General features: G+C 66.0%; 13 protein-coding genes. All 13 read right to left on the reverse strand.

Annotated features, from left to right (window positions below; genetic code table 11):
• Positions 1 to 2: 2 nt before the first annotated feature.
• Positions 3 to 731: a P-type conjugative transfer protein TrbJ gene (trbJ, locus tag A5892_RS10855; protein WP_064122818.1), complete on the reverse strand. Its 729-nt coding sequence runs from the start codon at positions 729 to 731 to the stop codon at positions 3 to 5.
• Positions 728 to 3217 carry a conjugal transfer protein TrbE gene (gene trbE, locus A5892_RS10860; RefSeq protein WP_064122819.1) on the reverse strand — a complete coding sequence of 830 codons (2490 nt, stop codon included), beginning with the start codon at positions 3215 to 3217 and terminating at the stop codon, positions 728 to 730. The genes trbJ and trbE overlap by 4 nt, the downstream gene beginning before the upstream one ends.
• A 10-nt stretch (positions 3218 to 3227) precedes the next feature.
• Positions 3228 to 3512 (reverse strand): VirB3 family type IV secretion system protein, encoded by a 285-nt coding sequence (locus A5892_RS10865; protein ID WP_064122820.1) that lies wholly within the window; start codon positions 3510 to 3512, stop codon positions 3228 to 3230.
• Positions 3509 to 3886: a TrbC/VirB2 family protein gene (locus A5892_RS10870; protein WP_064122821.1), complete on the reverse strand. Its 378-nt coding sequence runs from the start codon at positions 3884 to 3886 to the stop codon at positions 3509 to 3511. The genes A5892_RS10865 and A5892_RS10870 overlap by 4 nt, the downstream gene beginning before the upstream one ends.
• Positions 3883 to 4953 carry a P-type conjugative transfer ATPase TrbB gene (gene trbB / locus A5892_RS10875; RefSeq protein WP_064122822.1) on the reverse strand — a complete coding sequence of 357 codons (1071 nt, stop codon included), beginning with the start codon at positions 4951 to 4953 and terminating at the stop codon, positions 3883 to 3885. The genes A5892_RS10870 and trbB overlap by 4 nt, the downstream gene beginning before the upstream one ends.
• Positions 4950 to 5426 carry a ribbon-helix-helix protein, CopG family gene (locus A5892_RS10880; protein WP_064122823.1) on the reverse strand — a complete coding sequence of 159 codons (477 nt, stop codon included), beginning with the start codon at positions 5424 to 5426 and terminating at the stop codon, positions 4950 to 4952. The genes trbB and A5892_RS10880 overlap by 4 nt, the downstream gene beginning before the upstream one ends.
• Positions 5423 to 7435 carry a conjugal transfer protein TraG gene (locus A5892_RS10885; RefSeq protein WP_064122824.1) on the reverse strand — a complete coding sequence of 671 codons (2013 nt, stop codon included), beginning with the start codon at positions 7433 to 7435 and terminating at the stop codon, positions 5423 to 5425. Before A5892_RS10885 ends, A5892_RS10880 begins: the two co-directional genes overlap by 4 nt.
• A gap of 236 nt (positions 7436 to 7671) precedes the next feature.
• Positions 7672 to 7935 carry an EexN family lipoprotein gene (locus A5892_RS10890; protein ID WP_064122825.1) on the reverse strand — a complete coding sequence of 88 codons (264 nt, stop codon included), beginning with the start codon at positions 7933 to 7935 and terminating at the stop codon, positions 7672 to 7674.
• Between the two features lie 8 nt (positions 7936 to 7943).
• Positions 7944 to 8876: a LysR family transcriptional regulator gene (locus A5892_RS10895; protein ID WP_064122826.1), complete on the reverse strand. Its 933-nt coding sequence runs from the start codon at positions 8874 to 8876 to the stop codon at positions 7944 to 7946.
• 8 nt (positions 8877 to 8884) lie between these two features.
• A complete protein-coding gene (locus A5892_RS20755; protein WP_223302631.1) occupies positions 8885 to 9457 on the reverse strand; it encodes an MFS transporter in 573 nt (190 codons plus the stop codon).
• 20 nt (positions 9458 to 9477) lie between these two features.
• Positions 9478 to 10083: an MFS transporter gene (locus tag A5892_RS20760; protein WP_223302632.1), complete on the reverse strand. Its 606-nt coding sequence runs from the start codon at positions 10081 to 10083 to the stop codon at positions 9478 to 9480.
• Positions 10080 to 11198, reverse strand: coding sequence for an alkene reductase (locus A5892_RS10905; RefSeq protein WP_064122827.1), 1119 nt, complete (start codon positions 11196 to 11198; stop codon positions 10080 to 10082). The genes A5892_RS20760 and A5892_RS10905 overlap by 4 nt, the downstream gene beginning before the upstream one ends.
• A gap of 3 nt (positions 11199 to 11201) precedes the next feature.
• Entirely contained in the window at positions 11202 to 12533 is a 1332-nt protein-coding gene (locus A5892_RS10910) for an SGNH/GDSL hydrolase family protein (RefSeq protein ID WP_223302633.1), read from the reverse strand.
• Between the last annotated feature and the right edge of the window lie 82 nt (positions 12534 to 12615).

The following is a 12615-nucleotide window of genomic DNA, read 5'->3' on the forward strand; positions in this document are numbered from 1 at the left end:
GGTCAGTTGCCGTAGAAATCCACGCGCTGCGGCGTGTACGGCGTTCCGGTGCCCAGGAAGCGCCGCCGCACTTCGCGGGCGCGCTCGGTGGCCGCCGCTTGGCGTGCCAGTTCAAGCGAGGTCGCACGGTCTTGCGTGATCTGGAGCTGCTGGGACTGGATCGACTGCTTGGCCTGGAGCGCGAGAAGCTGGTTCGTCGCCTGCATGGCTTGCAGCGCGCCGGTGGCCGACTGGCTCTGGCTCACGAGGTCGGCCAGCGCGCCTTCGTCTTCGCGCAAGTTCTGCGACACCTGCGCCTGCATCCGCATCGCCGTATGCAGGCCATCGAGCGTGTTCTTCCACCGCTCTCGGGCATCGCGGAACATCTGGTCGCCGCTGACGGTGGCGGCGTACTGCTCGGGGTGCAGCCGCGCGAAATCGCGGTCGAGATTCTGCACGTCGTAAGCCAGCCCCTGCGCCTCGGCGATCAGACGCTCGGTGGTGGCGAGCGTCGAGCGCAGCCGGTTGACGATGTTGAAGTCCAGATTCGCCAGGTTGCGCGCCTGGTTCATCAGCATCTGGGCTTCGTTCTGGAGTTGCTGAATCTGGTTGTTGATCTGCTCCAGCGTGCGGATGGCCGTCAGCGTGTTCTGCACGAGGTTCGTGGGATCGACCACGACCCATTGCGCATGAACGGTGGAAGCGGTGCAAAGCATGGCCGCGACGGTCGCCGCGAGAAGACGCTTCTTCATGGCAGGTTCTCCTGTGGTTGGGAAAGGAACGAAGCGGCCGCCGGTGCGGACGGCAGCAGGCTGGCGGCCCAGTCGAGGCCGCGATGGCGCAGCCACGCGCCAGCGAAGCCGGGTGCGCCGGCCTGTGTCAGCACGCGGTCGATGTCGCGTTGGTCTTGCGGAGTGGATGCGCCGGCGAACGCAAGCGCGGCCGGCCCCAGGTCGAGGTCGAACAGGCGATTGCCCAAGCGCGATTGGTAGTAGTAATCGCGCTTGGGTTCGGCGGTGGCGACGATCTCGATCTGCCGGCTGTTGAGGCCGAAACCCTCGTAGATCGTGCGAATCTGCGGTTCTGTCGCCTGCGGATTAGGTAAGAAAATCCGACTGGCGCAGCTCTCGATGATCGCGGGTGCGATGGTCGAATCCTTGATGTCCGCCAGCGATTGCGTGGCGAAGATGACGCTGACGTTCCTTTTCCTGAGCGTCTTAAGCCACTGGCGGATGCGTGCGGCGAAGGCTGGTTCATCGAGGAACAGCCACGCTTCATCCAGAATCAGCAGCGTGGGCGTACCGTTGAAACGCTCGTCGAAGCGGGCGAACAGGTAGTGCAGCACCGCCTGCACGGCGGCGGGGCTGTGCATCAGTTCTTCCATCTCGAAGCCCTGCACGTCGGCCATGCCCAGCCGATCGCGGTCGGCATCCAGCAGCTTGCCGTGGGCACCGCCCAGCACATACGGCGACAGCGCCTGCCGCAGCGCGTTCGATTGCAGCAACACGGAAAGCCCGGTCAGCGTGCGCTGCTCCGGCGGCGCACCCGCGAGGCTGCCCAGGGCCGACCAGATGGCCACCTTCTCGTCGGGGCCGACGGTCACGCCTTCGTGCAGCAGGCGGCCTTCCACCCATTCGGCCGCCCAGGTGCGATAGCCTTCGCCGTCGATGCGGGCCAGCGGCTGGAAGGCAATGCCGCCATCGGCGCCGAGGTCGTAGTGCTCGCCGCCCAAGCCCAACACAGTCGCCCGCATGGAGCGGCCCATGTCGAAAGCGAAGATCCGCGAGCCGGGATAGCGCCGGAACTGCATCGCCAGGATGGCAAGCAGTACCGACTTGCCCATGCCGGTCGGCCCGGCGACCAGTGTGTGGCCCACGTCGCCGATGTGAGTGACCAAGCGAAAAGGCGTCGCGCCATCGGTGCGGGTGACGATCAGCGGCGGGCCGTCGAGGTGGTCGTTCTTCTCCGGCCCAGCCCATACCGCCGACAGCGGCATCATGTGCGCCAGATTCAGCGTCGAGACGATGGGCTGGCGCACGTTCGCATAGGCATTGCCGGGAATGGACGACAGCCACGCATCGACGGCATTGAGGGTTTCGGGGATGGTCACGAAACCCCGGCCCTGGATGACGCGCTCCACCATGCGCAGCTTCTCGTCGGCCGCGGCCGGGTCGGCATCGAGCACCGTCACCGTGGCGGTGAGATAGCCGAAGGCCACCTGATCGCCGCCCAGCTCCTGCAAGGCGGCATCGGCGTCGGCCGCCTTGTTGCTGGCGTCGGTATCGACCAGCGGGCTTTCCTGCTGGAAGATCGTTTCGCGTAGCAGCGCGACGACGTTCTTCCGTTTCGCAAACCACTGGCGGCGCAGGCGGCCGAGTTCTTTTTCCGCCTCGGCTTTGTCCATGCAGAGGAAGCGCGTACTCCAGCGGTAGCCAAAGCCCAGGCGGTTGAGGTCGTCCAGAATCCCGGGCCACGTCGAAGTCGGAAAGCCTCGCACCGACACCACGCGCAGGTGTTGGTCGCCCAGCGTGGGCGCGAGGCCGCCGACCAAGGCGGAATCGGTCAGCAGCGCGTCGATGTGGAACGGCACTTCGGGAACCGCCAACCGATAGCGCCGCGTTGAAACCGTGGCGTGCAGGTAGGTCAACGTCTCTGCATCATCGAGCCAGGCGATTTCCGGCATCACGCCATCGAGCAGGTCGAACACGCGATCGGTTTCCGCCACGAAGGTATCGAGCCGGCCACGCCAGTCCACGCCGTCGCCGGGCGTGTTCTCGTAGAGCAGCCTGGCGGCGCGGGCGCGGGATTCCTCCGGCGGCAGGTACGCGAGCGTCAGGTGATAGGCGCTCTCGAAGTGATGCCCGTTCGGCCGCGAAACGCTCCCCCGGAGCGTTTCGTCCTCGGCCTCACCCTCGAAGGCCGCGCGGCGTTCTTCATCGATCAGCCAAGACAGCGGCTCGGGAAAGTCGGAGTGCGGGTAGTCCGCCGCCGGCCGGCGCTCGGCCTCGATGAACAAGGCCCAGCCCGAGCCCAGCCGGCGTAGCGCGTTGTTCAACCGCGCCGTGGTGGCGATCAGCTCGCCTTGCGTGGCGCTATCGAGGTCGGGTCCACGGAAACGGGCTGAGCGCTGAAAGCTACCGTCCTTGTTCAAGACAACACCCGGCGCGATCAGCCCGGCCCAGGGCAGCCAGTCGGCCAGCAGCGCAGGCCGCTGGCGGTATTCGGCAAGGTTCAGCATGGCATCCCCCTCACACGTCCAGCAGCGGCTTGTGCTTGATGTGCCGGGCGAAGACCTGCATGAACTGCGGATCGACGCGAGCGCCCCAGACCGCCAGCGAATGGCCGACGATCCAGAGCACCACGCCGGGAATCCACAGTTGCAGGCCCAGCCCGACGGCGGCGGCCAGCGTGCCGTTGGCGATCGCCACGGTGCGCGGCGCACCGCCCAGCAGGATCGGCTCGGTCAGCGAGCGATGCAGCGGAATCTCGAAACCGGACGCGAAAGCCGGTGCGCCTTCGTTGGCGGCACTCATACGACCGCCCCGCCGGAGAAGCTGAAGAAGGACAGGAAGAACGACGACGCGGCGAACGCGATGGATAGGCCGAAGACGATCTGGATCAGCTTGCGGAAGCCGCCCGACGTGTCGCCGAAGGCGAGCGCCAGGCCCGTGGCAATGATGATGATGACGGCGACGATGCGCGCGACCGGCCCCTGGATCGACTCCAGGATGGATTGCAGCGGCCCTTCCCACGGCATCGAGGAACCGGCGGCCTGTGCCGTGCCGGCCAGGAACAGCAGCAGCGCGGCCAGCAGTAGCCCCTGCCCCGCAGGGCGGGCGACGCTGCCCAGCCGTGCGAGGTTGGGAAGCGGTTTTACGGAAAAGCGGAAAGCATGGACGTGCGTCATGGCAGTTCTCCAGGTTGGTCAGGGGACGGGAAAAGCGCAGCAGCATCGGCTGCGAGAGGAACCGGCGGCAGCTCGGGAAACGGCGTTTCCAGCGCGTCCGCCAGGCGATAGCCCGTGCCGTCGAAGCCGGCGACACGGGAAATGGTTTCGACGTGGCGCTTGCGGCCACGGCCAGCGATGTGGATCACCACGTTGACCGCTTCGGCGATCAGGGCGCGGGGCGGATTCACCGCCACTTCGAGGATCAGTTGCTCCAACCGCAGCAACGCGCCCAGCGCGGAACCGGCGTGGATGGTGGCGATGCCGCCAGGGTGGCCGGTGCCCCATACCTTGATGAGGTCGAGGGCTTCGCCGCCGCGCACTTCGCCGACGATCACGCGATCCGGGCGCAGGCGCATCGTGGCGCGCACCAGCTCCTGCATCGACACCACGCCCGCGCGGGTGCGCAGCGGTACATGGTCGCGGGCCGCGCATTGCAGCTCGATGGTGTCTTCGAGCACCAGCACGCGGTCGCCGGTAGCGGCGATCTCGGCCAGCAGCGCGTTCGCCAGCGTGGTCTTGCCTGTGCTGGTGCCGCCTGCGATCAGGATGTTCTGCCGCTCGCGCACCGCGCGGCGCAAGAAGTCCGCTTGGCCGGCGGTGAGGATGCCGTCGGCCACATAGCGATCCAGGCCAATGATGCTCACGGCGCGCTTGCGCAGCGCGAACGCCGGGCCGGGCGCGGCCGGCGGCAGAATGCCCTCGAAGCGTTCGCCCGTCTCGGGCAACTCGGCGGTCAGCAGCGGCTGGCCGCGATGCACTTCCGCGCCGACGTGGGCAGCGACCAGGCGGATGATGCGTTCGCCATCGGCTTCGGGCAGTTCCACGCCCAACGGCGCGCGGCCCGACGACAACCGATCCACCCACAGGGTGTGATCGGGATTAAGCATGATTTCCACCACGTCCGAGTCTTCCAGCGCGGCGGCGATCAGCGGCCCCATTGCGGTGCGCAGCATCTGGATGCGGCGATCCAGCGAAGTCGCGGCCGACGAACGCGGCTCGGGCGGCATCTGCGGAACGGCGCTCATGAGGCACGCACCGCAGCACGTTCATGGGCTTCGGCCAACGCCGCCGCGTCGCCCATCCGCATCGGGTCGGGATGCAGTTCCTCCACCACGTCCCGCACCAGGCTGCGGCCGCGCAGCAGGTGGCGGCCGAGTTGTTCGACGAACTGCTCGAAGCGGGCCTTGCCTTGGGCGCGGACCGCGTCCTGATGGGCTTCGGGAACCGGCGTGCTGACGGTCAGGAAGTAGCGGATGAACAGCGCCAGCGTCTCGATCTGGATGTTCTGGTCGCGCTCCATGCGTTCGGCCTGACGCGACAGGCGATCCAGCCGCTTGGCAATGGCAGCCTCGCGCTGATCGCCCGCGTCGGGAGACAGCCAGGACGCCAGGGCAGCGGCAACGATGCTGGACTTCGACACGCCTTTCTTGGCGGCCAGTTCATCGAGGCGCTTGGCGTGCTCGGGCTGGATGAACAGATTGAGGCGGTATTGGCTCATAAGTCGATTCCGTCGTTGGGGTCGAGGGAAGCCAGCCGGGCCGTGCGCTGCATGGCCGGATCGAGCTGGCCGGGAAGCGCGGCAAAGGCAGGCAGCGGCAAGTCGTCGTCGTCATCGAGCAGCCCCAGGTCATTGCCTGCGGACAGCGGTTCGGGGCTGTATTCGGTGACTTCGGTTAGCTCCGGCTGCCGACGCGGGCCGCCGTCATCGGTGCCGCCCAGGTCGTCGGCGGATGTCCTGGCCGGTGCGACGGGGACGGTGGGAATCGCCAGGCCGCTCCAGTCGTCGGGGCGAGCCGGCGGCGCGTCGGCGTAGCGCCCGGCCGCGAGCGCGGGCGGGGACAAGACACGCTGCTTGAAGTTGGCGTCGGCGTAGTAGCGCAGCTTCTTCGCCTTGATCGGCGCGACGCTGGACACCATCACCACGGATTCATCGGGCGGAAGCTGCATCACTTCGCCAGGCGTCAGCAGCGGCCGCGCGGTTTCCTGCCGCGACACCATCAGGTGCCCCAGCCACGGTGCCAGCCGGTGGCCGGCGTAGTTGCGCTGCGCGCGCAGTTCGGTCGCGGTACCGAGCGTCTCGGAGATCCGTTTCGCCGTGCGTTCGTCGTTCGTGGCGAACGTCACCCGGACGTGGCAGTTGTCGAGGATGGAATGGTTCTGGCCGTAGGCTTTGTCGATCTGGTTCAGGCTTTGGGCGATGAGGAAGCTGCGGATGCCGTAGCCGGCCATGAAGGCCAGCGCCGTCTCGAAGAAGTCCAGGCGCCCCAGCGCCGGAAACTCATCGAGCATCAGCAGCAGCTTGTGCCGGCGCTCAATGCCGTCGCTGCCATCCAGCGATTCAGTAAGCCGCCGTCCGATCTGGTTGAGGATCAACCGGATCAGCGGCTTGGTGCGGCTAATGTCCGAAGGTGGCACCACCAGGTACAGCGACACCGGATACTCGGATGCAATCAGGTCGGCGATGCGCCAGTCGCAGCGTGACGTGACTTCGGCCACCGTGGGATCGCGGTACAAGCCGAGGAACGACATGGCCGTGCTCAAGACGCCCGACCGCTCGTTGTCCGACTTGTTGAGCACTTCGCGCGCAGCGGATGCGACAACCGGATGCGGTGCATCTCCAAGATGCCGCGTGGTCATCATCCGATGCAGCGTCAGCTCGAACGGGCAAGCCGGGTCGCTGAGGAAGTTGGCGACACCGCGCAGCGTTTTGTCCTCGCCCGCGTAGAGCACATGCAGGATGGCGCCGACCAGCAGCGCGTGACTGGTCTTCTCCCAGTGGTTGCGCTTCTCCAACGCGCCTTCGGGATCGACCAGGATATCGGCGATGTTCTGCACGTCGCGCACTTCATGCGCGCCGCGCCGTACCTCCAGCAGCGGGTTGTAGGCCGCCGACTGGGCATCGGTCGGGTTGAACAGCAGGCAATGCGAGAAACGCGAACGCCAGCCGGCCGTGATCTGCCAGTTCTCGCCCTTGATGTCGTGGATGACGGCGGATGCGGGCCAGGACAGCAGCGTCGGCACCACCAGGCCGACACCTTTGCCCGAGCGCGTGGGCGCGAAGGTCAGGACGTGTTCCGGGCCTTCGTGCCGCAGGTACTGGCCGCGATGCAGGCCGAGGAACACGCCGGCGGGCTGTATCAGCCCGGCCTTGCGAATGTCATCCGCATCGGCCCAGCGTGCCGAGCCGTAGGTCGTGACCAGCTTGGCCTGTCGCGAGCGCCACACCGACATGGCGATGGCGACGACAACGGCCACCAGGCCGCTGCCGCCCGCGATAGCCCCGCCAATGTCGAAGACATGCGGCGCATAGGCATCGAAGAAGAACCACCACTCGAACAGCTTCCACGGGTAGTAAACCGGCGTGCCGAAGAAATCAAACCAGGGCGAGCCAAGGCGTAGCTGATAGCCCAATGCGGCGGCTGTCCATTGCGTGGCACCCCACACACCGGCGATCACGATGCCGAAGACGGCGGCGATCTGCCCGAACAGCACGCCCTGACCTTGCATAGACTGGCCTCCGATATTTCCTGCGCTGATTCCTCGTTCGAGAACGGCACAAGGACGTGCCGCATAGCGCGAGGATCAGTGCCGGGCCGGTGCCAGTCAAAGACCGTTATCGGAAGAAAGGTCGAGTAAAAAGCAAGATTTCGCGCAGGAGCGCAGGCAGAAAAAACGCCGCAAGCGATGGCGCGTTGCGGCGTGTCGAGCAAGAAATCGGAAGATTCTTAGCGAAGCGCCTACGATCAGAACTTGGGCGGATTCTCCGGTGGTGTATAGGGCACCGTGCCGTCGCCGTAGAACCGCTTGCGTGTGGCTTCGGCGACCCGGTTGCATAGCACGTCACCCAATCTGGGCCGATCTGTTCTGCATTGCTGGCGAAGCTCTTTCAGCCGTTCGGGGTCGGCGGCCAGTTCCTCAACCGTCGGAATGTCTGTCTGTTGGGGTGTCTCTGACTGGTGGCAGGCCGTCAGCGCTACGGCCAGCAGAAACGGGATGGTCTTCTTCATGGCTTGGGTTACTCCGCACGATGGGAATGGCGGCCCGGCACGGGCCTGCTGGCCTTGGGAGATTCGATGACCTGCACCCGCTCGATGAAGTGAGCCAGCGTCTCCGACGGTTCGCCAGCCGGACGCAGTAAATAGGTGGTGAGCACGGGCGAGCGGCCGGTCAAAGGCCGCGCCACGACGCCGGACTCCCGACTGGCTTCAATGTGTGCGGCACCTGTCAGACCCAGGCCGAAGCCTGCTGATACCAGAGCCATCATCAAGTCGCAGGAAGCCACCCGCTCTGCCACCAGCGGTTCCATGTCCACGCGGCGCAGAACGCGCTCGATTTGCCGCGCGTGACCTTCGCACGCTTGCGGGTCGCACAGCACCAGTGGATAGCGCAGCAATTCTTCCAAGGGGATGTGCTTGTGTGCCAGCAAGGGATGCCGCGCCGGCACCGCCACCATCAGCGCATCACTCCAAACCGCCTCGGCCGCAATGCCATCGCCGACCTCATCGGACTGGGCGAACCCCACGTCGTACAGGTCGTCATGCAGCCCCTTGATCTGCTGCGACAGCGGCACCTCGAACAGACGGATTTCGACTTCCGGTTCTTCCTGCCGGCACAGCGCCAGCATAGCCGGCAGGCGTGAAGGCGTGATGCCGTCGGATAATGCGACGCGCAACTGGCCGTGGAAACCGTTGGCTGCCGCTTTCACGCTATCTCGTGCCTGCTGCAAGGCGGTAAACACGCGCGGCACGTGTTCCAGGAACAGCTTGCCCGCGCGGGTAAGCCGTGTGCTGCGAGTGGTGCGGGCAAACAGCACCACGCCCAGTTCTTCCTCCAGTTCCTTGATGGCGCGCGACAGCGGCGACTGTTCGATGTGCAGTTTCTCCGCCGCGCGGGCGAAGTGGAGTTCTTCGGCAACGGCTAGGAAACAGCGCAGGTGGCGTAGTTCCATTTCTGCTCCTATGCCTGCGTCGTTCGTGCTGCCGGAGCGGCTTTCGATTTCGCGATGAGCCACGCGAGGGGCCATTGCGCGATCAATGCCAGGCCCACGCCTGCCCAGGGCGTCAACGCCATGTCGTCCTGCGCCACCAACGCGCTGCCCAGCGTTTCTCCCAGCGCGATGCCAAGATTGAATGCGGAGATGTTCAGTGCGGAAGCAAAGCCCACCGCATGGGGCGTCCAGCGTTCTGCTGTCTCCAGCATGCCGGCCTGAAAGCCCGGCGACATGCCAAAGGCCAGGAATCCCCAAACGAACAGTAGCGCCAACATCGGTATCCGATATGGCATCAGCAGTACCAGCGCGATGAGTGTCAGCGATAGCCCGGTCAGCATCCATCGCAGCGTCGCTGTCCAGCCCCAGTGAGCCGCCCAACGGCCGCCTATGAGATTGCCCGCGAGGGTCGCAGCACCGAATGCAACCAGCAGCATACTGGCCGCGCGGATCGAAAAGCCGGTGATGTCTGTCAGGATGGGCGTGATGAACGTGAAGGCCGAAAAGCTGGAGCCAAAGCCCAAAACAGTAATGCTCATCATCGCCAGGATTTCAGGGCGCGTCAGCGCCGCCAGTTGGGTGCTGGTGCGTCCTGCCCCCGCGCAGGCAAGTCGGGCACCCAGCGTAAGGTCGCCAGCCAGCCCAATGCCGCCAGCAATGCGACGGCAAAGAAAGGCAGCCTCCAGCCCAGGCCGTTACCGATCAGGCTGCCCAGCGGCACGCCAATCACCATTGCCAGCGTCAGCCCGGCGAACATCAGCGCGATGGCCCGGCTGGCCTGTCCCTCGGGAACCAGTCGCGCCGCCACGGTCGCGCCAATGGCGAAGAAGCTGCCGTGCGCGACCGCCGTCACGATGCGTCCGGCCAGCAGCATGGCGTAGCTGTGTGAAAGCGCCGACACCAGGTTGCCTAGCAGGAATACTGCAACCAATCCGAGCAGGACAGGCTTGCTTGGCTGTCGCGCCAATCCCAGCACCACGAGGGGCGTTCCGATGGCCAGGGCCAGCGCATAGAACCCGACCAGCCCTCCTGCCTGCGCCAATGGCACGCCCAAATCGGCAGCGATCGCGGGCAGCACGCCCACGACGATGAACTCGGCCACGCCGATGGCAAACGCCGTGACGGCCAGTGCCCAGATGCCGGGATGACGCTGGCGGGAGAGGATCATCGCTCACCGTTTCCCGCTGCTGCGAATGGATAGTCCGTGTAGCCCGCCGCATCACCGCCGAAGAAACGGCTGGCATCGGGCTCGTTCAGCGGCAGTCCCTGGCGCAGGCGTTCGGGCAGATCGGGATTGGCGAGGAAGGAACGGCCGAAGCCGATCAGGTCGGCCCAGCCGTTGCGCAGCGCGGCTTCGGCACGCTCGACCGTGTACTTGCCGGCGTAGATCAGCGTGCCGCCGTAGACGAGCCGCAGCGCTTCCTTGAACGCAGCCGGCATCTCCGGCGCATCCTCCCAATCGGCTTCGGCGATGTGGATGTAGGCCACGCCAATGCCGTCAAGCACCTTGGCCGCACCCAGGTAGGTAGCCTGCGGTGTGTCGTCCACCGCGCCCTGCAATGTCGTCAGCGGCGCCAGCCGCACGCCGACACGCTCGCGCCCAACCACCGCTACCACAGCTTCGGTGACTTCGCGCAGAAAGCGCAGCCGATTGGACAGCGAGCCACCGTAGCCGTCGGTGCGCGTGTTGGCCTGCGAGTCGATGAACTGATTGATGAGATAGCCGTTGGCACCGTGCAGCTCCACGCCATCGAAGCCGGCCGCCATCGCATTGCGTACGGCGGCAGCGAAATCCTGCACCACTTGCGCGATCCCGGCTTCGGACAATGCCTGCGGTGCGGAGTGCTGCACCATTTCGCCGATACCGGCTTTCGGCCCCTTGCCCTCTGGGTCGATGAAAACCTTGACGCCTTCGGCCACCAGCGACGACGACGAAACCGGCGCCAAGCCGCCCGGTTGCAGCGAGACGTGCGAGACGCGGCCGACATGCCACAACTGCGTGAAGATGCGGCCGCCAGCGGCATGCACGGCGTCGGTCACGCCGCGCCAGCCGGCCACCTGCTCAGGGCTGTGGATGCCCGGCGTCCAGGCATAGCCCTGACCTTGCTGGCTGATCTGCGTGCCTTCGGTGACGATCAACCCCGCGGATGCACGCTGGGCGTAATACTCGGCCATCAGCGCGGTGGGCACGTTCCCGCTGGCGGCACGCGAACGGGTCATCGGCGGCATGACGATGCGGTTGGGCAGTTCAAGATCGCCCAGGCGATAAGGTGTGAACAGCATGGCTCAAGGCTCCTGTGGCGAAATGGCGGCGGGTGTTGCGGCCGTCGCAGGCGTTGCGCCAAGACCGGGCAACAAAGCATCGAGATCGACGGCATCGGCCATTGCCCGGTTGCCTTCGTCGCCGGGATGGAGCCGGTCGCCCGAGTCGAAGCGCGCGGCCATGCGTGCCGGATGTGTGGAATCGCGTAGGACCGCATCGAAGTCGATGACGGCATCGAATGCGCCACTGTTGCGAATCCAGTCGTTCACCTGCCGGCGCAGGGCGTCCTTGTCGGGGTGGTAGTAGTCCTCCAGTGGCGTACCGGGCAGCGCCCCCTCGAACGGCGCGAGCGTCGTGCCGATGACGCGAAGCCCCCGGCTGCGGGCCTGCTCGATCAACTGGCGGTAGCCTGCCGTCAGGGCATCCAACGTGGGACGCGGCGTATCGCGTGCGAAGGCGGTGCCGGGCCAGGCGATGTCGTTGATACCGAGCATCACGATGACGCTGCGCGCGCCTGGCTGCGCCAGCACGTCACGCTCCAGCCGTGCCAGCGCGTTGACGCCCATGCCGTCGGACAGCAGGCGCGCGCCGGAGATGCCGGCATTGACGACGGCCACGCCATGCGGCGCCAGACGCGCGGCCAGGAAGTCCGGCCAACGGCTGTCCTGGTCCAGACTGGCCGTGGCGCCGTCGGTGATGGAGTCGCCGATGACCACGACGGCATGTGCCGCTTGTGCGGTCTCAACCTGAATGCCTGCCAGCAGCGGACGGGCCGTGGTGCTCTGGTGAACACGATCCGTCATCCGCAGCGTGGATGCTCCGGTCTGATCCCCGGCAACGATCCAGCCCGTCTGGCGGCCATCCCAGTGAAACGTCGTGACCGGCGTGGCCTGCGGCACATGCAGGCTGACGACCACCTGCGCCAGCGCAGGAACCGACAAGGCCACGGGGTCGCTGATCAGCGACGCGCCCGGAAGAATCGTCGCCGCCTCCTGCCCGCCGAACGTCATCAGGCGCAGGCTGTCAGCGGCAACGGCGCCGTTTTCGGTTGGCCAGGCGATGGTGGCCTTGCCCACGACGACTGGCTCGCGACCGTAGGTGTTGGACAACACGAGGCGCAGGCGTTGTCCGCCCAGGCTGATGCGCGCGATCTGGCGCACGGTCTGGTCATGCAGTACCGCCGGGACATTGGTGGGAAACAGAAAGTCTGAATCCCAGATGGGTTGCGGGCTTGCCTGCCAAGTCGCCACCCAGGCTGGCGCGGCAGCCATCGCAGGTGTGGCGGACATGGCTCCGCCTGCCGCAACCGCCAAGGTCAGCATGGCCGAAGCAGAAGCCCTGGAAAGCGATTTCATGATTTTTCCCTTTTGGTGAACTCAACGCCTATTGATGTAAAAATCATGAACTCAAAGACCGAATTGGAATAGACTGACCCAA

The sequence above is a fragment of the Halotalea alkalilenta genome, assembly GCF_001648175.1.
In the GTDB taxonomy this organism is placed as follows: domain Bacteria; phylum Pseudomonadota; class Gammaproteobacteria; order Pseudomonadales; family Halomonadaceae; genus Halotalea; species Halotalea alkalilenta_A.

Bases quoted from the DNA above. Each gene is read 5' to 3' on its own strand.
- trbJ (WP_064122818.1), bottom strand. From the start codon at position 731: ATGAAGAAGCGTCTTCTCGCGGCGACCGTCGCGGCCATGCTTTGCACC.
- trbE (WP_064122819.1), bottom strand. From the start codon at position 3,217: ATGCTGAACCTTGCCGAATACCGCCAGCGGCCTGCGCTGCTGGCCGAC.
- A5892_RS10865 (WP_064122820.1), bottom strand. From the start codon at position 3,512: ATGAGTGCCGCCAACGAAGGCGCACCGGCTTTCGCGTCCGGTTTCGAG.
- A5892_RS10870 (WP_064122821.1), bottom strand. From the start codon at position 3,886: ATGACGCACGTCCATGCTTTCCGCTTTTCCGTAAAACCGCTTCCCAAC.
- trbB (WP_064122822.1), bottom strand. From the start codon at position 4,953: ATGAGCGCCGTTCCGCAGATGCCGCCCGAGCCGCGTTCGTCGGCCGCG.
- A5892_RS10880 (WP_064122823.1), bottom strand. From the start codon at position 5,426: ATGAGCCAATACCGCCTCAATCTGTTCATCCAGCCCGAGCACGCCAAG.
- A5892_RS10885 (WP_064122824.1), bottom strand. From the start codon at position 7,435: ATGCAAGGTCAGGGCGTGCTGTTCGGGCAGATCGCCGCCGTCTTCGGC.
- A5892_RS10890 (WP_064122825.1), bottom strand. From the start codon at position 7,935: ATGAAGAAGACCATCCCGTTTCTGCTGGCCGTAGCGCTGACGGCCTGC.
- A5892_RS10895 (WP_064122826.1), bottom strand. From the start codon at position 8,876: ATGGAACTACGCCACCTGCGCTGTTTCCTAGCCGTTGCCGAAGAACTC.
- A5892_RS20755 (WP_223302631.1), bottom strand. From the start codon at position 9,457: ATGATGAGCATTACTGTTTTGGGCTTTGGCTCCAGCTTTTCGGCCTTC.
- A5892_RS20760 (WP_223302632.1), bottom strand. From the start codon at position 10,083: ATGATCCTCTCCCGCCAGCGTCATCCCGGCATCTGGGCACTGGCCGTC.
- A5892_RS10905 (WP_064122827.1), bottom strand. From the start codon at position 11,198: ATGCTGTTCACACCTTATCGCCTGGGCGATCTTGAACTGCCCAACCGC.
- A5892_RS10910 (WP_223302633.1), bottom strand. From the start codon at position 12,533: ATGAAATCGCTTTCCAGGGCTTCTGCTTCGGCCATGCTGACCTTGGCG.